Here is a 20891-nt window from a genome sequence, read left to right as displayed (position 1 = left end):
TGGGGAACACCATGAAGATTTCCGTCATCGGATGCGGCTACCTGGGTGCCGTCCACGCCGCCGCACTGTCCTCGCTGGGTCATACCGTCACCGGCATCGACACCGACCCGGCCCGGGCCGCGCAGTTGGCGGCCGGGTCGGCGCCCTTCCACGAACCCGGGCTTGAGCCGCTGCTGCAGGGAGGACTCCGGGACGGCACGCTGCACTTCACTCCGGACCCCGCCGCGGCGGCCGGCGCCGACGTCCACTTTCTCTGCGTCGGCACCCCCCAAGAGAAGACAACCCGGCGCGCCGACCTGGGCTACCTCACCTCGGCGGTCGAGGACCTCGCCGCCCACCTGCGCCCGGGGTCGACCGTGGTGGGCAAGTCGACGGTCCCCGCAGGGACCAGTGCCATCCTCACCCGCCTCCTCGCCGGCACCGGGGCGGACCTGGGATGGAACCCCGAGTTCCTCCGCCAGGGCACTGCGGTCTCCGACTCCCTGCAGCCGGACCGGCTGGTCTACGGCGTGCCCGACGGCACGGCGGGAGCCCAGGTGGCCCGCGTCCTCGACGAGGTCTACGCTCCCCTGCTCCACGACGGCGTGCCCCGCCTCATCACCGGGCTCGCGACGGCCGAACTCACCAAATCGGCGGCCAACGCGTTCCTGGCCCTGAAGATCTCCTACCTCAACGGCATCGCCGAGCTGTGCGAGAACGCGGGCGGCGACGTCGTCCACCTGGCCCAGGCCCTCGGCCTCGATGCCCGGATCGGTCCCAGGTACCTGCAGGCCGGCGCCGGCTTCGGCGGCGGGTGCCTTCCGAAGGACATCCGCGCCCTGCAGGCCCAGGCCGAGGACGCCGGTGCCGGCTCCCTGGGACGGCTGCTGGCCCTGGTCGACACCCTGAACACCGAAACCCGGCACCGGATCCACGAGTCGGCCCGCCAGATGTGCGGAGGGCAGCTGGCCGGGCGCCGCATCACGGTCCTGGGCGCCGCCTTCAAGCCCGACACCGATGACATCCGCGACTCCCCTGCCCTCGACATCGCCCTTCGGCTCGCCGGCTCCGGTGCGGTGGTGACGGTCACGGATCCCCGGGCGGCAGGCCAGCCGTGGTTCCGCTACCCGGAGCTTCGCTTCGAGCCGGAGACGGCGGCGGCGCTGCGCGGTGCCGAGCTGACGGTCCTGCTCACCGAATGGGCCGAGTACCTCGCGCTCGACCCACGCGGGGTCTCATCCCTGGTGGACCGGTGCGCTGTCCTGGACGGACGCAATGCGCTCGACGCCGCCGCGTGGCGGGCGGCGGGTTGGTTCCACCGGGGCATCGGGCGCGGCCGGCGGGCCGGACTCTCCACCATCGACGCGGCCCACTCGGGCGTGGGGTCCTGAGGCCGGGGCCGCACATGCACCTCCGGCCTCCGGGGCTCCCGGGGCGCTATGTCGCTCTCGGCGATTCCTTCACCGAAGGGGTGGGGGATCCGAGCAGGATCCTCCCCAACGGCGTCCGCGGCTGGGCGGACCGGGTGGCTGAGCGGCTCGCGAAGTCTGCGCCGGGATGGGAATACGCGAACCTCGCCATCCGCAGCAAACGCCTGCGCCATATCGCCGCCGAACAGCTCGGCCCCGCCCTGGCCATGGAACCCACCCTGATCACGCTGTACGCCGGAGGAAACGACATTATGGACGCAGGGACCAATGTCGTCGAACTCCTCTCTTCCTACGAGCGGCTCGTCGCCCCCCTGTCCGCGACGGGGGCCCGGCTCCTGCTCTTCACCGGCTACGACGTCGAGGTCTCCCCTGCCCTGCGCCTGCTAAGGAAACGCAACCACGCCTACAACGACGGGGTCCGCGCCATCGCCGAACGGCATGGTGCGGTCCTCGTCGACTTCTGGGCCATGGACGCCTACCGGGACCGGAGGATGTGGGCGGCCGACCGCCTCCACATGTCGAAGGCAGGACACAAATACATGGCCGCACAGGTGCTCGACCTGCTGGGGGTGCGGCACTCGCTCACACCCAAGGAGTGGGACCCGGCACCCCGGCAGACGCTCCGGGAATGGGAGTACGCCCAACGCCGGTGGGTGCACGACTGGGTCCTTCCCCTGGCGCAGCGGAAGCTCCGCCGGGTCACCCTTGGCGATCACCTCCAGCCCCGCTGGTCGGAGCCGGTGCGGGTGCCGCCGAAGGGCGGGCTCCGCAGGCTGGTCAAGGCGGCGCGGTGACGCCGCGCGGGTCGGCCGTCCTGACCGCACCGCCCCGCCCGCCGGCCCCCGCAGCGGCGCCGCCGTCGACCACACCGCCCCGGCGGGACCTCCCTCCGCGCATCGACAGCGGAATGTGGCGCGCCGGGCACGTCCAGGGCATCGCCGTCGACACGGCCCAGGGCTTTGTCTACTTCTCCTTCACCACCCTGCTGGTGAAAACCGACCTTTCCGGCACCGTCATCGGTTCGGTCACGGGGTTCACGGGCCACCTGGGCGACGTGGCGTTCAACCCGCACGACCACCGGGTCTACGCCTCCCTTGAGTACAAGGCGGCGGAGTCCTTCTATGTGGCCGTCTTCGAGGTGGACCGGGTGACCCGCCGGGGAATGGATGCGGAATCCGACGGGGTGGTCACCACCGTGTACCTGAAGGAAGTCGCCGACGATTTCACGGCGGCCGGCCGGACCGACGACGGACGGCACCTGCCGCACCGGTACGGCTGCAGCGGGATCGACGGCATCTCCTTCGGCCCCACCCCGGGCGATCCCGGCGGCCACTGGCACCTTATGGTGGCCTACGGCATTTACTCGGACACCAGCCGGAACGACAACGACCACCAGGTGCTCCTGCAGTACGACCCGGCGGCGTTGTTGCCCTACAAGCGGACCCTGCAGCAGGACCGGCCCCACCGGAGCGGTCCGGACCGGCCCCAGGACAAATTCTTCGTCCGCACCGGGAACACCCGCTTCGGAGTGCAGAACCTGAAGTACGACCCGCACACCGGGCACTGGTTCCTCGGCGTGTACCAAGGGGCCAAGGACGGCTTTCCCAACTACCGCCTGTTCCTGGTCGATGGAACGGTGCCGCCGGTGCGTGCTCCGCTCGGGACGGGTGCCACGCCGGACCACGGCCGGATGCTGCAACTGCACCCGTCCGGGCTCCACCATCCCGCCTCGGGCATCAGCGGCTGGGATTTCCGCGCCGACGTCGGATTCGAGGCGCTCGGTGACGGGTACTACTACGTCTCCGAGCAGCGCACCGGCCCGGCGGGCAACGGAAGCCTCCTGCGCCTACACCGGTGGACGGGGAACCCACCGGCACCGTTCGACCCGCTGGACCGGACGGCCCGACCGGCGCCGGCTCCGGTCGGGCCCTCGGACCCCATGCCGGCCCGGCCGACGGTCCGGTCCGCGGTGCCCGTCGACGGGGGTCTCAGGCGCGCGGCAGCGGCTCCACAACATTCGGCTGGTTGAGCGGAGCACGCTCCGCCCTCCCTGCGGCACGCTGTTCATCCACCCGGACGCATACCACGCCGGCAACGATCAGGGCGCCGCCGGCGAGCTGTATCAGCCCCGGGAGCTCGCCCAGGATCAGCCAGGCCGCAAGGACGGCGAAGACCACCTCGGTGAGTGCGGCGAAGGACGCCACTTTGGAGCCAAGCCGCTGGGCGGCGACGATGCCCACGACGTACGCGGCCACCGTGGAGATGAGGACCAGCCCGGCCACCGGCACCAACCAGGATGTCTCCCAGCCCGCCAGCACCACGTCGGTGAACACGAAGCGGAACGGCATCAGGCCGGTCAGGCCCAGGACCAGGATGGTGAGCGCGCCGGCCACCATACCGCCGCCGGCCATGACCAGCGGCGGGAGGGAGTCCTGCACCCGGGCCGACATGAGGAAGAAGACCACCAGGCAGACCGCCGCGGCAAGTCCGAAAAGCACCCCGACGGGGTCGAGCCGTTCCTCCGCGCCCAGGTCGAGCACCAGCAGCAGGCCGAGGACGGCGACAACGGAGCCCATGGCTGTCAGCCGGTGCGGTGCCCGCCCCGAACGGATCCACAGCCAGCCCACCAGCAGCACCGGAGCCAGGTATTCGAGCAGCAGCGAGACCCCGACCGACATCCGGGCGACCGCGTTGAAGTAGAAGAGCTGGCACAGGGCGATCGCCGTGACGCCGTAGATAGCCAGGGTCAGGGCGTTGCCGCGCAGCGTTGACCAACGCCCCCGCAGGGACACGAACGCCGGCACCAGGAGCACCAGGGCCGCACCGCCGATGCGCACACCGACGGCGGCACCGGGGCTCCAGCCGATCTCGAGCAGGGACTTGGCGAACGGTCCGGAAACCCCGAAGGTTGCCGCGGACAGCAGCGCCACCCAGATACCGGACGGTGGACGCTGTGCCATACGCTTGCCCCTCAGGTGACGATCCGCGGGATGCCCCCGCAAACGGTGGTGTAATGACCAAAATATGGTTATGGTCGTGACACTAGCGGGCCGATTTGTCAGGAGTCAAGATGTCTTTTGCCTATGACACGGAAGTTGCGTTGGTGTCCGCTGCGGCGCTCATCAACACGGCAGCAGAGGTCCCGGATGGGCTTTCCACGCTGGCCGACCTCGACGCATTCCTTGCCGCCCAGCAGTTCTCCGGCTCCCGCACCCACACGCAGGCGGAGCTGGACGACGTGCGCAGGCTCCGCACCGAGCTAGAGGCTATCTGGCATGCCCCCGAGGACGAGGCGGTCGAGGGCGTCAACCGCATCCTCCGCGCGGCGCACGCGCTGCCGCAGCTGGTGCGCCACGACCACTGGGACTGGCATCTTCACGCCACGGGGCCGGAGGCGCCCCTCGCGGACCGGATGGCCACCGAGGCCGCGATGGCCCTCGCCGACGTGATCCGCGGGCACGAACTTGAGCGGCTGCGCACGTGCGCGGCGGAGGACTGCGCGGCCGTGGTCCTTGATCTCAGCCGCAACCGGTCGAAGCGCTTCTGCGACACCGGAAACTGCGCGAACCGGACGCATGTGAAGGCCTACCGGGCCCGCCGCGCGGCGGGCTAGGCTGGACGCCGCCCAGGTGCGGCGGGGTCAAACTTCCGGGCTGCGCTGCCCGTAGCGCGGCTCGTCTGTGCCGGACTCCGGCGCCGTCTGAGTGCCCGCGGCCCCGGACATTCCAGGTCCGCCGGCCGCGGCCGAGGACCGGTTCACCCCGGAACCCTTGCCCAGGTGTTCCGGGTTGGGCTTGGCGGAGATCATGAGCATCGCGCAGATGACCAGGGACACGATGAAGGCGATGCCCGCCGCCGTGATGCCGAGATCGACGCGCAGAACCCTGCTTCCCCCGCCGGTCGCGAAAACCGTCGTGGCGGCGCCCGCCACGACCGCAAGGACCGCCGAAAAGACGAGGGGGCCCTTCACGCCGAGGCGTTCGCTGCCCTGGCCGGGCTGCCCCGGTTGGCTCTTAGCCACTGTCAATCCTTCCGGTGGAGCATAGATGGTCGGGGCTTCTACGACCAGTAGAAGCACCCCTCCTAGTTTACGGCGTTCCCGGCGGGGTGCGCACCGGCCTCCCCCGACCCCGGCCGGCCGGCATCCTGCCGGTAACTCAGGGCGGCGATGCCCAGCACGACGGCGGTCAGCAGCGCTCCCCCGCCGGCCACGCCGAGGAGCGCATGGGCACCAAGCGGCACGACGAAGGGCAGGGCCACCGCGGTGAGGACGGAGACCGCGCCGACAAGGATCAGGTCGTTGCCCGCCGGCCGGGTGCGGCGCAAGCGCGCCCCGGTGGCGAGTTCGACGGCTCCGGCGGCGGCGAGGGCAACCCCGGCGGTGGCGGCGAAGAGGTGTTCGTCATGGACCACCAGGTCGGCGAGCCCTGCGGCGGCCAGCAGGCCACCGGCCAGCGCGGCGGCGGTACCTCGGGTCCCGGAGGCCCGGGTGGAACGCGCGGTCCACGCGAGGCCCGCGCCCAGGACCAGCAAGTATGCCCCACCGGCGATGGACAGGACGTGGACGGACGGATCCTGCCAGAAGATCGTGAGCAGGCCGAAGACGGCAGCCCCGGCGGCCCGGAGCAGGAAGGGTTTCCAGATGGAGGACCCGTCCCGGCTCGGCGGCGCGGAGGCGCCGTCGGCGCGGGAAGTCGCGGTCATTCCGCTCTACCTTTCAGGGGGAACCGGGAGGGAAAAAGACGCCTCCGGCACCGTCAAGTGTAGGGGGCCGCACGGGCCCGGTCACGCCGCGCGGCCACCGGGGCCGGTGACCATCCACCGGTCATCGCGCACCCGCCAGCTTAGGGTGGCGGCCCGTGCCGCCATGTAGCCGAAGGCGAAGGCGGACCACAGCCAGACCAGGCCCGCCCCACCGGTGAGCGCGGTGCTGTGCAGCCAGGCGAGCAGCGGAAGATAGACGATCAGATTGAGGACTCCGGCGAGGGCGAGGTAACGCGCATCACCGGCTCCGATCAGAACGCCGTCGAGCACGAACACGAACCCGCACACCGGTTGGGCGGCCGCAAGCACCCAGAGTCCCGCAGCGAACGCCGCCTGGACCGATTCGTCGGGGGTGAAGATCCAGCCGGCAAAGGGCGCGGCCAGGGCAAGCAGGGCGCCGGTGACCACGCCGAAGCCGACGCCCCACACGATCATGCGCCGCGTGAGGGCACCGGCGAGGGTCTTGTTTGCCGCGCCGAGCTCCTTCCCGATCAACGCCTGGGCCGCAATGGCCAGGGCGTCGAGGGCGAAGGCGAGGAACGTGAACACCGTCATGACCAGCTGGTGGGCCGCGAGGGACACCGGACCCTGGGCGGTGGCGACGAAGACCGTGGCCAGGATGGCGAGGCGCAGGCTGAGCGTGCGCAGCATCAGCCACGAGCCGACGGTGGCGGTGGACCGCACCCCGCGCCAGGACGGCCGCAGCGGCACCGCGCCGGCGCGTGCGGAGCGGAAGATGACCACCAGGAACGCCGTGGCCATGCCGCACTGGGTGAGGCTGGTACCCAGGGCGGAGCCGGCGACCGACAGTCCCGCTCCGTACACGAGCAGCAGATTCAGCACGATGTTCACCCCGAAGCCCACCGCGGCGACGATCAGCGGTGTCCGGGTGTCCTGCAGGCCGCGCAGCACCCCGGTGGCGGCAAGGACCACGAGGATCGCGGTGAGTCCGGGCATGGACCAGCGGAGGTAGTCGACGGCGAAGGCGTGCACCTCACCCCGTGCCCCCAGGCCCGCGGTCAGCGCCGGGGCAAAGATCCAGCCGGCGGCGGAGAGCGCAACACCCAGGAGCACCGCCAGGCCGATGCCGTCGCGCCCGGCGGCCAGGGCTTCCTGGCGCCGGCCGGCGCCAAGGAGGCGGGCCACGGCCGGGGTGGTCGAGTAGGCGAGAAAGATCATCAGGCCCACCCCGGTCTGCAGGACGGTGGAGGCGAGGCCGACGCCGGCGAGCTCGGCGACGCCCAGATGCCCGACGATGGCCGAGTCGGCCAGCAGGAACAGGGGTTCGGCGATGAGCGCGCCCAGCGCGGGCACGGCCAACCGGAGGATGCTGCGGCTGAGCTGCCGGTTTCCGGGGAGGGTTTCACTCACCGGCTCAGCCTATAAGCCCGGCTGGTTCCTTACCGTCCCGCTACCGCCCGGACAGTTCTCCCCCGACAGGTGTTGGACCGATACACTCGATCTGCCGCGTTCTGGGCGAGGGTGCGCCGCAAGGGCGTACCGGTGCCTCCACGCGGTGGCGGGGGCCGAACCGGCGCAGCCAAAGAACACGGGAAATGAAAATTGTGGGGGTGGAGCAGTGGTGCATCCGGTCGGCCGGCGCAGGCTTTTCGTAGCGGGAGCGGTCACCGCGGCCCTGGTGGGAGGACTGACCAGCTGCTCGGACTCTCCCGATGCGGAAGCGGGCAGTGTCGTTCGCGTCGTCGATGGGGACACGCTTGTCATCAAGGTGGGCGGCGATGAAAAAACCGTCCGACTCCTCAATATCGACACGCCCGAGACTAAGCACCCGGACAAGCCGGTTGAGTGCCTTGGCCCCGAGGCGACGGAGTTCCTCAAGAAGTTGACACCGCCAGGCACGCAGGTCGGCCTCGACTTCGATGTGGAGCGGGAGGACCGGTACGGCCGGACCTTGGCAGCAGTGTTTCTGACGGACCGGACCTTGGTTAATGCCGAAATCGCCCGCCAAGGGTTCGGCGTGCCCGTGGTGTTCGAGCCGAACCGGAAGTACCTTGACGAGGTTGAAGCCGCGCACAGTGAAGCCAAGGCAGACCGTGCAGGGCTCCACAGCCCGCAGACCGAATGTTCCCTTCCCGCCCAGGTGAAGGATGCCACCCAGGCTCTGGCCGAAGCGTCGGCGGTGCCGGTGGGCGGAACGGCGGCGACAGCAGCAGCGGCGGCAGCAGGTCTCGCTGCCGCCCTGGCCAGTGCCAAGGCCGTGCAGGAAACTCTCGCGCTGGAGAAGAAGTCTGTGCTCTGGCTCGCCCTTGGCAGCGCCAGGGCGAGTTCCCTGACCGCCGGCCTGACCGCTGCGATCAGTACCGGAGAGTCGGAACTGCGCGCCCGGGAGGAGGCCGGAGGGGAGTTCGCCCGGACGGAGGCCCGGGCGGCCCAGAAGGCCAAGGAGGCTGCTGAAGCCAAAGCCGCGGCGAAGCGCCAGCAGGAGGCCGACCGGATCGCGGAGGCGGAACGAGTTGCGGCCGCAGCAGCCGCAGCAGAGGCCGAACGTATTGCGGCCGAGGCGGCGGCCGCCGCGGAACGTGACCGGATCGCGAATCTTCAGCCGGCCCCGGATCCATATGTTCCGCCGGCTCCGGCGCCCTATGTTCCCGCCCCCGCTCCGGCGCCGGCTCCCGCACCTGCCAACCCGTACCCGGGGTACAACGGCCCCCGCTGCTATGCGCCCGGAGGCCTCACCTGGAAGCCCTGCTGATCGACCACCACCGCCGCAGCCATGTGAACCGACGTCGTGCGGACCCGGCCAGGACCTCCGCCAGGAGTGCGGGACGGTTGGTGATGATGCCGTCGACTCCCAGGGCGATCAGCTCGCGCATGCGGCGGGGGTTGTCGACCGTGTAGGGCCACAGGACCATCCCGCCGCTGTGAACGCGGTGGACGAGGTCGGCCGTTACCTTGGTGTTCTTCGGGTTGATGCAGTGCGCCCAGCCCGCCGCGCCGTCGATCTCCTGCGGGGGCGGCGGCCCGCCCAGCAGACCCACCGGGACCCCCGGCAGGAGCAGGTGGAACGCGTTGACGAATTGCCAGTCGGCGGACTGCACGACGAGCGGCCCGGCCGGTCCGCCGCCCAGCCAGCCCGCGGCGTCGAGCACGGCCCGGAGGTCGGCGGCGATGCCCGGGGCGGACGCGGGATCCTTGACTTCAAGCAGCAGCCCCGCCCGGCCGGCGAGGGCGGTGAGGACCTCATGGAGCGTGGGGACCCGGACGCCCGCGAAGGCGGGCCCGAACCAGCTTCCCGCATCGAGGGACCGGATCTCGGCCAGGGTGAACCCTGCGACGTCGTACCGGGCGCGGCCCGGAAACGCCCTGGCCGCATCCGTGGTCCGCTCGAGGGTGGGGTCGTGGATGACGGCCAGCTCCCCGTCCAGCGTCCTGCGCACGTCGATCTCCACCAAGTCCGCGCCGTGTTCGACGGCGAGGTCGATCGCCGGCAGGGTGTTCTCCGGGGCATGGGCGGACGCGCCGCGGTGCGCGATGACCTTAACTTTTCCCACGAAGCCGCTGTCCTCCCGCTGTATCCAACCGCCGGGGCATCGCCCACCCCGGACAGGGCACAGCCTACCCGTCCACTGTGGGCGGACGGGTAGGCGGCGGTGCGGGGTCAGGGCAGCCGGGTGGCCCGGCGCAGGGCCGGAACATGCGCCTGCCCGGGCTCCAGCGGGACGGGGCTGACCAGCACGGCCGGACCGCGGTGCAGCACGCCGTCCGAGAGCACCTGGCAGCGGATGCCCCCGCGCCCGCGCATCGCGGAGTGCACGCCGGGTGCCATCACCCGGTCCATCCAGACACAGGGGTGGGCCGGCCGCCCGCCTCGAAGCCTCGCGGTGTCACCACCGGATTCGAGCGCGAACTCCTCCCCGACCAAGGGTGCGAGCTGGGCGCCCCGAAGGATCACGTTGCGCCGGGGAAGCAGCGGGTCGAAGTGCTCGACCCCCAGTTCGTCGGCAATGGCATCGAGGGCCTCGACCGCCATCAGCGTCACCGCCGCATCCATGTGCGCCGCCTTGCCGAAGAACCGGTCGCCGATGATCCCCTTGCCCGCCACGAGGTCAACCCGGTCGGCGTCCGTCGTCGGGACGTCCGCCACTCCGTCGCGGGCGCGGCCGAAGTAGGCGTGCGCCGGCGACACGAGCAGGTGCAGCACCTCCACGTCGTACCGAAACGATGTCGTCATGACCTCGAACTATCTCCGCGAGCCCGCCGGCACGGCATATGAGGCATCGCGGCCGAACACGCCCTGCGGATCCACCCGCCGGCGGACCGCCTCGACCTGCTCCGCCACCGAGGCGTCGAAGGAACGCTGCGGTCCATCGAAGCGGTCAACGAAGCTTGGAGCGGTCAGGCCGGTGTCCCAGGGCTCAAGCACCGCACGCAGTGCGGCCAAGCCGGCCTCCACCCCCTCGAGGGCGTCAGGGCCGGCGAGGATGCCTATGCTGAGCGAGCCGTACGCACCGGACAGGGAATTCACGATGCCGCCCCGGGGATCGGCGACGGCCAGTGCCCCGCCCAGCTGCCGGAGCTCAACGATCGTCAGGTGGGCTCCGGCGGCCGTGCCTGCGATCGACAGCAGCGCCTGGCGCCCGGCGGCACCGAGAGGTTTGAGCATCTGGTGGTCGCCCACGAACGGTGCCGGGTCCGGGGGATCCATGTGGGTTGCGGGCACGTCGGTGGGGACCCCGGGGTGCCAGGTGTCGAGGATCGGTGCGACCCGTCGACGGAGGGGTTCCAGCAGGTCCGCGGCGATCTCCGCCCCGGAGCGCCCCTCCCCGTCGAGTACGGCTCCGTCAATACACACGACCGGGCCCGCCGTGAGCGCCGGTGGGATCCCGGGCAGGGGCGGCAGGTTCATGACGCGGAATGCCGTGGAGGCCTCGGGCGGGGCCGTTTCGGCCCATTCCTCCCACGCCTGAAGCAGGAACGGGGCCTCGGCGGCCGGCCAGAACGCGGCACCGGTGAACACCGAGTCGATGGCAAAGAGGGACACCGTCACCGAGACGACGACGCCGAAGCCACCGCCACCGCCGCGCAGCGCGTCGAACAGTTCACGGTCATGGTCGTGGTTTACCGTGACGACGGCACCGTCCGCGGTGACCAGCGTGATCGAGGTGACCGAGTTCGAGGCGAGACCGTACCGCCTGCCGTAGAAGCTCAGCCCCGTCCGCAGCAGGTAGCCGACCGCCCCCACCGTCGGGGAGGACCCGTGCAGCGGAACCAGTCCGTGGGGAGCGGAGGCGGCCAGGACCTCCCCCCAGGGAGTGCCCGCCGGAATCACCGCCGTCCGGGCCTCCGGGTCGACGGCGACCCCGCCTTCCAGCCGCACCCGGATCAGCACGTCGTCCGCCCCGTAGGGGAGCGCGGAGCCCGCGGCATGCCCGGTGGCATGCACCCGCACCGACAGGTTTTGTGCCCTCGCCTCCCTGAGGATGGCCTGGACGTCGGCGACGGTGGTGGCGGTCGCGGCGAACAGCGGACGGATCTCCACTGCAAGGTTGTAGCTGGAGGTGGCGGCTGCGTAGGCGCTTTCCCCGGCGGCGGCCAGGATGGGGGCGGTGGCGGCTGGATTCGGTTCTGCGGTCACTATGGTCTCCTGAAATTCCTGGTTCCTGGGTTTCCTAGATCCCCTCGGAAGGGCACTCGTGCCCGGGCAGGCCGTCATCGGCCGCCGGTCGATACGCGGTCTTGAGGGGGAATGGGTTCAATCGGCCCGGGATGCCGGCTTAGTATCCCGGGACCTCCGACGGAGCAGCCGTCTGGGCGGCCTTCTTTCCGGTTCCGTCGATCGTGAACCAGGTGCCCCCAATGCCCTGGCCAAGCGCCTGACCCGGGGCTGTATCCCCGGCGAAGTAGTAAACGGGCCATCCGCCAATGGTCACCTGGCAGGTCCCGTCGGACCGTTCGACGTAGCCGATCAGGCTGGCGTCGACGTTCTCAGTGTAGATTTTGGCGGTGCCGTCCACCAGTAGCGGCGGCCAGTTCACCGCGCAGTCATCGACACAGGTGGTCGTGGACGGGTTGGCGGTGTCATTGTCGAAGCGGTAGAGGGAAAACCCACCCGCGTCCGTCACGGCAGTGCCGGCCGCCGGTCCCGCCGTGAGCTGGATGGCGTTCCTGGCGCTGTACCGGTCGGCGGTGTCCAGCAGGGTAGGGGCTGCGCCCTCGAAAATCTGCACAGCGCCCTGCGTGCGCACCAGCGTCGGAGCCTGTGCAGGCGCCGGGGATTCTTCGACCGGGGCGGGTGCGGCCGTCGAGATCGGCGCGGGCTGGGCGGACGAGGCCGGTTCGGCGGCGGTGCTGCAGCCGGCCAGCGTGGCCAGGAGAACGGGGATCAGTGCTGCTTTGAGGGCGGTGCGGTTCACGGTCATTCGATCGTCCTTCGACTGAGGGGAGGCGATGGGGAATCCATCACCCACCACACGCACCCCGGCGCCGGACGGTTCACCAGGCGGCTGCGGCCGTTCCGCGGCCGGGAACCGGGTAAAGTAGTGGGGTCCCGGACACGCAGTCCCCGCATCACCGGTTCGGGATCTTTGTTCGGAAGGCGCAGCACCTGAATTCCAGATTTCTCCAGCACAACGGAACAAGAGTTTTACGGTCTGTCGTGGGTCGACTCCATGTTTCGTAGCCCGGGAGGGAAGTTCAAGGCTCCCGCCCTTGCCTTCCTCCTTGCCGTTCTCGCCGCGCTCACCGCGGGGTTGCTGCTCCTCCCGGCGGCCGCAGGCCCGTCACCGAGCGCCGCTGCATACGAGCCGATTTCGAAGGCTCCCCGTGTCGCCTCCGCCCCCGAAGCGCAGCCCGGGGCTTCGCTCGGTTCGTTCACCGTCGACTGCGGAGTGAACAGCGGCAAGGTGCGGAACTCCGACAACCTCGTCGTCAGCCCCGGCAAGCGGGGCGCTGCGCACCACGTCCACGATTACGTCGGCAACCTCTCAACCAACGCCTTCTCCACCGAGGAGAGCCTCACGGCGGCCGGGACCACCTGCACGAACGGTGACCGGTCGTCCTACTACTGGCCCGTGCTCCGGGTCGGCCCGGGGGCCATGCACGGCACACACGGCCCAGCGGCCGACGACGACGGCATCCTCACCCCGCGCTCGGTCCGCATCGAGTTCCGGGGCAGCCCTGCCGGCAACGTCGTGCCGTTGGCCCCGAATGTCCGCACCGGCGCAGGAAACGCCCACGGGTACACCCAGGCCGGGGCGGGGACGGACCACCTGCGGTGGTCCTGCTCGGGCAGCCCCGACCTCGCCAGCCGGCACTATCCGCTCTGTCCCGCGGGCGAAGACACGGTGCGCATCTTTGAGTTCCCAAGCTGCTGGGACGGGCGGTCGGTCGACAGCCCCAACCACCGCTCCCACCTCGGCTATCCGGACGGCGCCGGCTTCTGCCCGCCGGGTACGTTCCCGGTGCCGCAGCTCCACCTCGAGTTGGCCTACGCCGTGCCCGACGGCGCCCGGTATGTTGTCGACGCGTTCCCCGAGGAACGCTCGAGCCCTGTCAGCGACCATGCCCACTTCATCAACCTGATGTCCGCCGGGCTGATGGACAGCGTCGTCCGGTGCCTCAACGAGGGACGGCACTGCGTCCCCGACTAGGCCGTTCCTTCGGCGTCCACGCGCGGACCCCCAGGTATTTCACGATCCGCCGTCCGCCTGTTGAACCGGTTCGGCCCGGGGCACGTGTTCCCCTGTGTACCGCTGAAAAGAAGCTGAGGAGTGACATGCACGCGTCTGCGCGACAGAACGCTGCGCCCGGAGTGGGCAGGGGCCGGACACGGGGGCATTCCGCCTGCCGGCCGATCCCAATGAATGGACAGGGCGAATGATCCTGCGGCGGCGGGCCCCGGTGGATCCGGGGGACGAATTCATCCGCGCCCTCTTCCGAGAGCACGGCAACGCAATGCTCGCGTACGCCACCCGCCTCACCGGGGACCGGGCCGCCGCCGAGGATATTGTGCAGGAAACACTGATCCGGGCGTGGAAGCACGAGGAAACCCTCGGCAACGGCAAAGGGTCCGTGCGCGGGTGGCTCCTCACAGTGGTCCGCAACATCATCACCGACCGGATAAGGGCGCGTAATGCCCGGCCGCTCGAGGTTGCGGAGAATGAAATGACGGTGCCGCTGGAACCCGACCATTCGGCGTCGGTGGTGACCACCATGGTGACCATGGACGCGCTGGCACAGTTGTCCTCCGACCATCGTGATGTGCTGAGATGCGTCTACCTTGAGGGGCGGACGGTTGGAGAGACGGCGGAGCGGCTCGGCATTCCGCCGGGCACCGTGAAATCCCGAACGTACTATGCCCTGCGCACTCTGCGGGAGCGCTTCAATGATCTGGGGCTCAACATGGAAGGAGTAGCCCATGAACATGTTTGATGCCCACCTCGATGTCCAGGCAGTGTGGATGGACGAGCTGACCGGCGAGGAGGAGAGGCACGCGCGGGACCATCTTGCTCAGTGCCTGGCCTGCCGGGACGAGCTCGCTTCCCTGCGGGCGCTCGAGGGCTCCCTGCGCTCCCTCCCCCCGGAAGCCCTGCTTGACGGACCGCCGCCCGACGCCGATCTGCTGCTGCAGCGCACCCTTCGGCAGCGCCGAACCCTCGCCGCACCGCACGCACGTGCCGGACGGCGGCGGGTGGCCACCTTCGCGGCGGCCGCAGCCCTGGTGGCGTTCGTCGCGGGAGTCAGCGGGACTGTGGGTTACACGATGAACGCCCCGCAGGCATCCGATCCCGTTCCGCCCGCACCGCCGGCGGCCACCGCTCCCGCCACCGAGGTGCCGGGAACCCGGTATGCGAGCACCGTCGACGCGGCCACCGGCACCCGGCTCACGGTGAGCGTGCAGCCGGCGGCCGGGTTCGTGAAGGTCAACGCGGCCGTGACCGGCATCCCCGCGGGGGAAAGGTGCCGGCTCATCGTTGAGGGCATTGACGGGAACCGGGAGATCGCCGGTAGCTGGGTCATCTCCGAGAAGGGCGCGGCCGAAGGGGCGACGATCAACGGAAGCGCGATCTTCGATCCTTCGAAGGTCCGGGCCGTCATGATCGAGAACTCGGACGGCAAGCGGTTCGCGGCGGCGACACTCTGACCCGCGCTGCGGGCGCCGGTCGAACGGCCTCCGGCTTCCCGGCGCGGGGCGTCGCGTCGAGGGTGATACGGTCTGCCGCTGATGCCCGTGTCAGCCTTTGTGAGTCGAGCCGCCCGGCAGGATGAACCGGTGCCGGATCGTCCTTCCTGTATAGGCGGCCCATGCAAACAGGGGCCACATCGCGACGGCGAAGACCGAGGGCACCCACGCCCTCAGAACCAGGAATAGCCCGACCGAGATCAGGGTCGCCACCAGCAGGCGGGCCCACCACGGCATGCGCCGCAGGTGTTCGATGGACGCCCGGAAGGACGGCGTCCGCTGGGGCCGTACGCCGGGGTTCGCACCCTGCAGGACCCGCCCGAACTCGGCGAGCGCCGCGGCGCGCGCCGGACGGTCCTCCTCGAACCACCGTTCCAGTTCCTCGCGGGATTCGACGATGGCAAGGGCCCGGGCGACCACCGCCGGCGAAGAATGCCCCCTCTCGTGATGGACTGCGGCAAGGCCGAGCCACACATCGTTGTCCTCCGCGCCGCGGGAGTGCAGGGATCTATCGGCAAGGCCGAAATCCCGGCGGATGCGGGCGGTGGCCTCCTCCGGAGTGGCTCCTTCCGCAAGGTGTTCCTCGAAGTCGCCCCGAACGTCCAGAGCATCGTCGTTGTCGAAAATTTCCGTCCCCCAGGAGCCCATCCGATGAGCCTAAGGGCGGAAAATCCCCGGGCAGCCCCGGTGGGTGAAAATTGCGCAAATACTGCGCCGCGCGCCACTGCAGCGGACGGCCGGCACCTTCGAGGCGGGGGTCCGGAATCGACGGCGGCACCCAGTGCGGGATCTGGAGTTGGCCCGCACGCACCGGAAGCGGTGTAATGAGTCAAACGACCAGTCGACGATGCCTGGCGCTATCCCTGCGTCCCATCCGGCTGGATGAGTACGCGCCGGTACTCCCGGCGCAGTGAGGGACACAGTTGACGCACCACGATCCGACCACGAGCCGCGGGACCTGGATGGACCGCGAGGCGCTCGCCGAAGCGATGATCCCGCTGATCGGCCGCCTGTACCGCACCAACAATGTAGTTACCAGCATCCACGGCCGCAGCCTCATCAATAAGTCGACAATGAACATCCTCAAGGCGCACCGGTTCGCGCGGCGGATCAGCACGGAGGAACTCCGCCTCGAGGACACCCTGCCGATGCTCGAGATCCTCTCGCGCCTCGATCTCGGCGCGGCGGCGATCGACATCGCAAGGCTGCGCTCGAAGTACGACCTCGAAGGTGGAAGCCGCTCACTTGAGGACTTCCTCCGCGGCGAACTCGCAGACGTCGTGGGCAAGGGCGGCCGTGACGAGCGGACCAGCACCGACGTCGTCCTCTACGGTTTCGGCCGGATCGGCCGCCTCCTGGCCCGCCTGCTCATCGAAAAGGCCGGCGGCGGCCATGGCCTGCGGCTGCGCGCCATCGTCGTCCGCCGCGGCTCCGACAACGACCTCATCAAGCGGGCGAGCCTGCTGCGCCGCGATTCGGTCCACGGCTCCTTCGAAGGCACCATCCAGGTGGACGAGGAAGCGGAGATCATCACCGCGAACGGGATCCCGATCCAGGTGATTTACTCGAACGACCCCTCCACCATCGACTACACCCGGTACGGAATCCACGACGCGCTCGTCGTGGACAACACCGGCCGCTGGCGCGACGCCGAAGGGCTTTCCCAGCACCTGCGCAGCAAGGGTGCGGCGAAGGTCCTGCTGACCGCGCCGGGCAAGGGCGCGCTGAAGAACATCGTGCACGGCATCAACCACGGCACCATCAGCGGCGAAGACACCATCATCACCGCGGCATCGTGCACCACGAACGCCATCACGCCCGTCCTGAAGGCCGTCAACGACCGGTTCGGCGTGGTGCACGGGCACGTGGAGACGGTCCACTCCTTCACCAACGACCAGAACCTGATCGACAACTTCCACCGCGGGGACCGGCGGGGGCGGTCGGCGGCGCTGAACATGGTGCTCACGGAGACCGGTGCGGCGAAGGCCGTCGCCAAGGCGCTGCCCGAACTTGACGGGAAGCTGACCGGCAGTTCCATCCGGGTCCCCACCCCGGATGTCTCCATCGCGATCTTGAACCTCACCCTGCGCACCGGCACGACGAAGGAAGAGGTCAACGCCTACCTGCGGGAGATGTCGCTGCAGTCGGACCTGCGCAAGCAGATCGACTACATCGACTCGCCGGAGGTTGTCTCAACCGACTTCGTCGGCTCGCGGCGCGCCGGAATCGTCGACGGCCTGGCGACCATCGCCAATGACACCTTCCTGGTGCTGTACGTCTGGTACGACAACGAGTTCGGCTACAGCTGCCAGGTGGTGCGGGTGATGGAGGAGATGGCCGGGGTCCATCCTCCGGCCTTCCCCGCGAAGGAAGCCGACGCGCGGGTCGCCGTCGGGCGCTGAACCCGGGCGCCAGGGAGGGCGGGCGGAATCCTTTACAACTCCGCCCGCCGCGCGCAAAATATTCCGCATACCAGCCTCCACTGCTTCGACAGCGCGCTGCCTCTCCCTCCCCGAACAGCAGAAGGCAGAACAATGGATGACGTGAAGAGTGCGTCCGACGCGGACCGGGCGCTCAAGCAGAAGCACCGCGCCATGTGGGCCTCGGGCGACTATCCCACCCTGGCCAGCGACCTCATCTCCGAACTCGGAGCGGTCCTCGTCGAAGCGTGCGGAATCCGGCCCGGACAGCGGGTCCTTGATGTGGCGGCCGGTGCGGGCAACGCGGCCATCCCGGCGGCCATGATGGGCGCGGAGGTGATCGCGAGCGACCTCACACCGGAACTGTTCGATGCCGGCCGCGACCAGGCGGCCGCCCGGGGCGCCAGCCTCGAATGGCGGGAGGCCGACGCCGAGGCACTGCCCTTTCCGGACAACGAATTCGACGTGGTGATGTCCTGTGTGGGGGTGATGTTCGCACCGCACCACCAGGCGGCCGCCGACGAACTGGTTCGGGTGTGCCGGCCGGGCGGCACCATCGGCCTGCTGAACTGGACCCCCGGGGGGTTCATCGGAAGGATGTTCTCCACCATGAAGCCGTTCGCTCCCCCGCCCCCGCCCGGCGCCCAGCCGCCGCCCCTGTGGGGCAGCGAGGACCACGTCCAGGAGCTCCTTGGGGCGCAGGTCACCGATCTCCGGGAGTTGACCCAGACGGTGGTCATCGACAAGTTCCCCGGGCCGCGGGAGTTCCTTCACTACTTCAAGGACTTCTACGGACCGACGATCTCGGTGTACAAGTTCATCGCCGAGGACCAGGAGAAGGTCGACGCCCTGGACAACGCCCTGATGGAACTGGCTGGCAGCTTCAACACCGCCGACCCGGGGGCGCCGATGCGGATGGAATTGGAATATCTGCTGCTCACCGCGAGGAAGATCGGCGCCGAAGGATAAGCTGGCCTACCGGGCCCCCACCCCGGGAGGTGGGGAGGGTGCCGGTGGACGTTCGACGACGCAAAGCCCCTGCCACGGCCGCCGGCCGGGTGGGCGGATGAGCCGCGGCCTGCCGCTGGGGGCTGCCGCGATTCTCGTGACCTCCTTCCTTTGGGGCACGACCGGCACGGCCGCGACCTTCGCCCCCGGCGTGGGGCCCCTGGCGATCGGGGCCGCAGCCCTAGGCATCGGCGGTCTCCTGCAGGCGGTGATTGCCGTCCCGGCACTGCGCCGAGCCCGCCCCGGCCTGCGCCGCCATGCGTCCCTGGTCGCCGCCGGCGCGCTGTCAGTCGCCGTCTACCCCTTGGCCTTCTACAGCTCGATGCACCTGGGCGGGGTGGCGATCGGCACGGTGGTGTCCCTCGCCTCGGCGCCGCTGGCCTCGGGCGTGCTCGAACGGGTCCTTGAGGGCCGCTCCCTCAGCCGCTGGTGGATGCTTGCCGCGGCGCTGGGCATTGCGGGAAGCATCCTGCTCTGCCTGTCCAGGCTGGAAGGCTCACCGGCCGCCGTCCTCCCGCTGGCGGGAAGCATCGTGCTCGGCCTGGTCGCCGGGGCCACCTATGCCACCTATTCCTGGGTGGTGCACCGCCTGATGGCCTCCGGCGTGGAACGGGCCGCCTCCATGGGCGCGGTGTTCGGAACCGGCGGGGCGCTCCTGCTGCCGGTGCTGCTCCTCACGGGCGCACCGCTGCTCGCCACAGGACAGTCGATCGCAGTTGCGGCATATATGGCATTGGTGCCGATGTTCCTGGGGTACCTGCTGTTCGGTTACGGCCTCACCCGGGTGCGCCCGAGCACCGCCACCACGCTCACCCTCAGCGAGCCGGCCGTTGCGGCCCTCCTTGCGGTCCTCGTCGTGGGCGAACACCTGACGGCGGCCGGGTGGGCCGGACTGGCAACCATCGCCGCGGCCCTGGTGGTGCTCGCCGTGGCCCCGGCCACCAGCGGGCCGCGCCCGGACGCTGCGGAACCTGTGGGCGGCCGGGATCCGGACGATGAGGGACTCAGGGGTGTTCCTGTCCCGCCCCATCGACGGTGATGACACCCTCCGTACCGTCGATCCTGCGGCCCGCCTCAATCGACGCTCCCGCGTCGACGATGGCCATTGTGACCTCCGCCCCCGCGGCAACGGTGACGCCCTCGAGCAGCACCGAGTTCCGGACCACTGCGCCGGATTCCACCACGGTGTCGGGGCCGATGACGCTCCCGGCGACGTGGCCGTGCACCGTGGATCCGGGGGACAGCAGCGAATTCTCGATGCGTGCGCCCGCGGCCACGAAGGCCGGCATCCTGCGCGGAGCTCCGGTGAGCATGGGCCATTTCGGGTCGTCGAAGTCCAGGCCGTTGCCGTCGAGAAGGTCCATATGGGCGCGGTGGTAGTTCTCCGGCCGCCCGAGGTCCCGCCAGTACCCTTCGAGCCGGTGCTCGGCAACCTTGGCGTTCTTCACCAGGTGGGGGACCAGCTGATGGCCGTAGTCCTTCAACTCCCCCTCCGTCTCCTGCAGCATCGCCAGGGTGTCAAGGAGCGTCGAGGCGTCGTAGAGGAAGATCTCGGCTGCGACGAGGTCCGTCGCGGGCTCGTCCGGCTTGTACTGGAACCCGGTCACCAGTCCGTTCTCCGCTTCGACCACCCCGTGCTGGGAGGCGTCTCCGTCGAAGCGGGTGGTGACCATGGTCAGCACCGCCCCGGAGTCGAGGTGGGTCTGCACCACTTCCCGGTAGTCCAGCTGGTAGAGGTGATCGGCGCTGAGGACCAGCACGAGGTCAGGGTCGTACTCGCGGATGAAGTCCGCCTGCCTGTAGATCCCATCGGCGTTGCCTTCGGCGAATCCCTCGCCGTCGTTGCCTTGGAAGGGCGGCAGTACCCGAAGGCCTCCGTTGGTCCGGTCAAGGTCCCAGGGCCGACCGCTGGCCAGGTGGTCGTTGATCGATTTGGGTTGGTACTGCTCGACGATCCACACGTCGGCATAGCCGCTGTGATAGAGGTTCGACAGGGGAATGTCGATCATCCGGTAGGTGCCGCCAACGGGAAGCACCGGTTTAGCCCGGTGGTCCGTCAGGACACCCAGCCGGCCGCCGGCACCTCCGGCGAGGATGAGGGTAAGGACCCTGGGCTGATGCATGTGCTCTTCCTCCCGCTCCGATTCC

21 protein-coding genes are annotated in these 20891 nt (G+C 69.8%); 11 read left to right on the top strand and 10 right to left on the bottom strand.

The window, feature by feature from the left end; all coding sequences use genetic code 11:
• Positions 1 to 11: 11 nt before the first annotated feature.
• The 3 genes from E2F48_RS08185 to E2F48_RS08175 are packed head-to-tail and all read left to right on the top strand — an operon-like array spanning position 12 to position 3438.
• Positions 12 to 1370 (top strand): UDP-glucose dehydrogenase family protein, encoded by a 1359-nt coding sequence (locus E2F48_RS08185; protein WP_133403529.1) that lies wholly within the window; start codon positions 12 to 14, stop codon positions 1368 to 1370.
• A gap of 14 nt (positions 1371 to 1384) precedes the next feature.
• Positions 1385 to 2203 (top strand): SGNH/GDSL hydrolase family protein, encoded by an 819-nt coding sequence (locus E2F48_RS08180; protein WP_133403528.1) that lies wholly within the window; start codon positions 1385 to 1387, stop codon positions 2201 to 2203.
• Positions 2200 to 3438, top strand: a complete 1239-nt coding sequence (locus tag E2F48_RS08175; protein WP_133403527.1) for a hypothetical protein — start codon at positions 2200 to 2202, stop codon at positions 3436 to 3438. Before E2F48_RS08180 ends, E2F48_RS08175 begins: the two co-directional genes overlap by 4 nt.
• Here E2F48_RS08175 and E2F48_RS08170 read toward each other — a convergent pair.
• Positions 3398 to 4369, bottom strand: a complete 972-nt coding sequence (locus E2F48_RS08170; protein ID WP_133403526.1) for an EamA family transporter — start codon at positions 4367 to 4369, stop codon at positions 3398 to 3400. The two genes, E2F48_RS08175 and E2F48_RS08170, sit on opposite strands and share 41 nt — an antisense overlap.
• Before the next feature lie 110 nt (positions 4370 to 4479).
• Here E2F48_RS08170 and E2F48_RS08165 point away from each other — a divergent pair, with 110 nt between their 5' ends.
• A complete protein-coding gene (locus E2F48_RS08165) occupies positions 4480 to 5022 on the top strand; it encodes a CGNR zinc finger domain-containing protein (protein ID WP_133403525.1) in 543 nt (180 codons plus the stop codon).
• Between the two features lie 27 nt (positions 5023 to 5049).
• Here the strand turns inward: E2F48_RS08165 and E2F48_RS08160 are convergent, their stop codons facing one another.
• The 3 genes from E2F48_RS08160 to E2F48_RS08150 form a co-directional block, all read right to left on the bottom strand.
• Positions 5050 to 5430 carry a hypothetical protein gene (locus E2F48_RS08160; protein WP_133403524.1) on the bottom strand — a complete coding sequence of 127 codons (381 nt, stop codon included), beginning with the start codon at positions 5428 to 5430 and terminating at the stop codon, positions 5050 to 5052.
• 62 nt (positions 5431 to 5492) lie between these two features.
• Entirely contained in the window at positions 5493 to 6113 is a 621-nt protein-coding gene (locus E2F48_RS08155) for a hypothetical protein (RefSeq protein WP_133403523.1), read from the bottom strand.
• 81 nt (positions 6114 to 6194) lie between these two features.
• Positions 6195 to 7544, bottom strand: a complete 1350-nt coding sequence (locus E2F48_RS08150) for an MATE family efflux transporter (RefSeq protein WP_133403522.1) — start codon at positions 7542 to 7544, stop codon at positions 6195 to 6197.
• A 208-nt stretch (positions 7545 to 7752) separates the two neighbouring features.
• Here E2F48_RS08150 and E2F48_RS08145 point away from each other — a divergent pair, with 208 nt between their 5' ends.
• Positions 7753 to 8886, top strand: a complete 1134-nt coding sequence (locus E2F48_RS08145; protein ID WP_246018705.1) for a thermonuclease family protein — start codon at positions 7753 to 7755, stop codon at positions 8884 to 8886.
• Here the strand turns inward: E2F48_RS08145 and E2F48_RS08140 are convergent.
• The 4 genes from E2F48_RS08140 to E2F48_RS08125 form a co-directional block, all read right to left on the bottom strand.
• Positions 8867 to 9685, bottom strand: a complete 819-nt coding sequence (locus E2F48_RS08140; protein WP_133403521.1) for a glycerophosphodiester phosphodiesterase — start codon at positions 9683 to 9685, stop codon at positions 8867 to 8869. The genes E2F48_RS08145 and E2F48_RS08140 overlap by 20 nt on opposite strands.
• 107 nt (positions 9686 to 9792) lie before the next feature.
• Positions 9793 to 10365 carry an MOSC domain-containing protein gene (locus E2F48_RS08135; protein ID WP_133403520.1) on the bottom strand — a complete coding sequence of 191 codons (573 nt, stop codon included), beginning with the start codon at positions 10363 to 10365 and terminating at the stop codon, positions 9793 to 9795.
• A 9-nt stretch (positions 10366 to 10374) separates the two neighbouring features.
• A complete protein-coding gene (locus tag E2F48_RS08130; protein ID WP_221411656.1) occupies positions 10375 to 11769 on the bottom strand; it encodes an FAD-binding oxidoreductase in 1395 nt (464 codons plus the stop codon).
• Between the two features lie 139 nt (positions 11770 to 11908).
• Positions 11909 to 12553, bottom strand: a complete 645-nt coding sequence (locus E2F48_RS08125) for a COG4315 family predicted lipoprotein (RefSeq protein ID WP_133403518.1) — start codon at positions 12551 to 12553, stop codon at positions 11909 to 11911.
• A gap of 249 nt (positions 12554 to 12802) precedes the next feature.
• Here E2F48_RS08125 and E2F48_RS08120 point away from each other — a divergent pair, with 249 nt between their 5' ends.
• From E2F48_RS08120 to E2F48_RS08110, 3 genes are all read left to right on the top strand, one after another.
• Positions 12803 to 13783 carry a DUF1996 domain-containing protein gene (locus tag E2F48_RS08120; RefSeq protein ID WP_133403517.1) on the top strand — a complete coding sequence of 327 codons (981 nt, stop codon included), beginning with the start codon at positions 12803 to 12805 and terminating at the stop codon, positions 13781 to 13783.
• 226 nt (positions 13784 to 14009) lie between these two features.
• Positions 14010 to 14564, top strand: a complete 555-nt coding sequence (locus E2F48_RS08115) for a sigma-70 family RNA polymerase sigma factor (protein ID WP_133403516.1) — start codon at positions 14010 to 14012, stop codon at positions 14562 to 14564.
• Positions 14551 to 15276 (top strand): anti-sigma factor family protein, encoded by a 726-nt coding sequence (locus E2F48_RS08110; protein WP_133403515.1) that lies wholly within the window; start codon positions 14551 to 14553, stop codon positions 15274 to 15276. Before E2F48_RS08115 ends, E2F48_RS08110 begins: the two co-directional genes overlap by 14 nt.
• A 90-nt stretch (positions 15277 to 15366) precedes the next feature.
• Here the strand turns inward: E2F48_RS08110 and E2F48_RS08105 are convergent, their stop codons facing one another.
• Entirely contained in the window at positions 15367 to 15963 is a 597-nt protein-coding gene (locus E2F48_RS08105; RefSeq protein WP_133403514.1) for a hypothetical protein, read from the bottom strand.
• A gap of 275 nt (positions 15964 to 16238) precedes the next feature.
• Between E2F48_RS08105 and E2F48_RS08100 the strand changes: the two genes are divergently transcribed.
• The 3 genes from E2F48_RS08100 (at position 16239) to E2F48_RS08090 (ending at position 19782) form a co-directional block, all read left to right on the top strand.
• The gene (locus E2F48_RS08100) at positions 16239 to 17717 is read left to right on the top strand and encodes a glyceraldehyde-3-phosphate dehydrogenase (RefSeq protein ID WP_281274796.1); all 1479 of its coding nucleotides are present in this window, start codon (positions 16239 to 16241) and stop codon (positions 17715 to 17717) included.
• Positions 17718 to 17849: 132 nt separating this feature from the next.
• On the top strand, positions 17850 to 18704 hold the full coding sequence (locus tag E2F48_RS08095) for a class I SAM-dependent methyltransferase (RefSeq protein WP_133403513.1): 855 nt from the start codon (positions 17850 to 17852) through the stop codon (positions 18702 to 18704).
• Positions 18705 to 18801: 97 nt separating this feature from the next.
• Positions 18802 to 19782, top strand: a complete 981-nt coding sequence (locus E2F48_RS08090) for a DMT family transporter (protein ID WP_133403512.1) — start codon at positions 18802 to 18804, stop codon at positions 19780 to 19782.
• On the opposite strand, the gene E2F48_RS08085 is transcribed toward E2F48_RS08090, so the two are convergent.
• Complete coding sequence (locus E2F48_RS08085) at positions 19748 to 20866, bottom strand: glucose-1-phosphate adenylyltransferase family protein (RefSeq protein ID WP_133403511.1); 1119 nt, start codon at positions 20864 to 20866, stop codon at positions 19748 to 19750. The genes E2F48_RS08090 and E2F48_RS08085 overlap by 35 nt on opposite strands.
• Positions 20867 to 20891: the final 25 nt, after the last annotated feature.

This window comes from Arthrobacter crusticola, from assembly GCF_004357995.1.
In the GTDB taxonomy this organism is placed as follows: domain Bacteria; phylum Actinomycetota; class Actinomycetes; order Actinomycetales; family Micrococcaceae; genus Arthrobacter_D; species Arthrobacter_D crusticola.
Note: the sequence above shows the minus strand (reverse complement) of the source record. Positions and strands in the feature narration are given on the sequence as shown.

What these genes read in the sequence shown, in the direction of transcription:
- E2F48_RS08185 (WP_133403529.1), top strand. Translation starts at nt 12, where the DNA reads ATGAAGATTTCCGTCATCGGATGCGGCTACCTGGGTGCCGTCCACGCC.
- E2F48_RS08180 (WP_133403528.1), top strand. Translation starts at nt 1,385, where the DNA reads ATGCACCTCCGGCCTCCGGGGCTCCCGGGGCGCTATGTCGCTCTCGGC.
- E2F48_RS08170 (WP_133403526.1), bottom strand. Translation starts at nt 4,369, where the DNA reads ATGGCACAGCGTCCACCGTCCGGTATCTGGGTGGCGCTGCTGTCCGCG.
- E2F48_RS08165 (WP_133403525.1), top strand. Translation starts at nt 4,480, where the DNA reads ATGTCTTTTGCCTATGACACGGAAGTTGCGTTGGTGTCCGCTGCGGCG.
- E2F48_RS08155 (WP_133403523.1), bottom strand. Translation starts at nt 6,113, where the DNA reads ATGACCGCGACTTCCCGCGCCGACGGCGCCTCCGCGCCGCCGAGCCGG.
- E2F48_RS08135 (WP_133403520.1), bottom strand. Translation starts at nt 10,365, where the DNA reads ATGACGACATCGTTTCGGTACGACGTGGAGGTGCTGCACCTGCTCGTG.
- E2F48_RS08125 (WP_133403518.1), bottom strand. Translation starts at nt 12,553, where the DNA reads ATGACCGTGAACCGCACCGCCCTCAAAGCAGCACTGATCCCCGTTCTC.
- E2F48_RS08120 (WP_133403517.1), top strand. Translation starts at nt 12,803, where the DNA reads ATGTTTCGTAGCCCGGGAGGGAAGTTCAAGGCTCCCGCCCTTGCCTTC.
- E2F48_RS08115 (WP_133403516.1), top strand. Translation starts at nt 14,010, where the DNA reads ATGATCCTGCGGCGGCGGGCCCCGGTGGATCCGGGGGACGAATTCATC.
- E2F48_RS08110 (WP_133403515.1), top strand. Translation starts at nt 14,551, where the DNA reads ATGAACATGTTTGATGCCCACCTCGATGTCCAGGCAGTGTGGATGGAC.
- E2F48_RS08105 (WP_133403514.1), bottom strand. Translation starts at nt 15,963, where the DNA reads ATGGGCTCCTGGGGGACGGAAATTTTCGACAACGACGATGCTCTGGAC.
- E2F48_RS08095 (WP_133403513.1), top strand. Translation starts at nt 17,850, where the DNA reads ATGGATGACGTGAAGAGTGCGTCCGACGCGGACCGGGCGCTCAAGCAG.
- E2F48_RS08090 (WP_133403512.1), top strand. Translation starts at nt 18,802, where the DNA reads ATGAGCCGCGGCCTGCCGCTGGGGGCTGCCGCGATTCTCGTGACCTCC.
- E2F48_RS08085 (WP_133403511.1), bottom strand. Translation starts at nt 20,866, where the DNA reads ATGCATCAGCCCAGGGTCCTTACCCTCATCCTCGCCGGAGGTGCCGGC.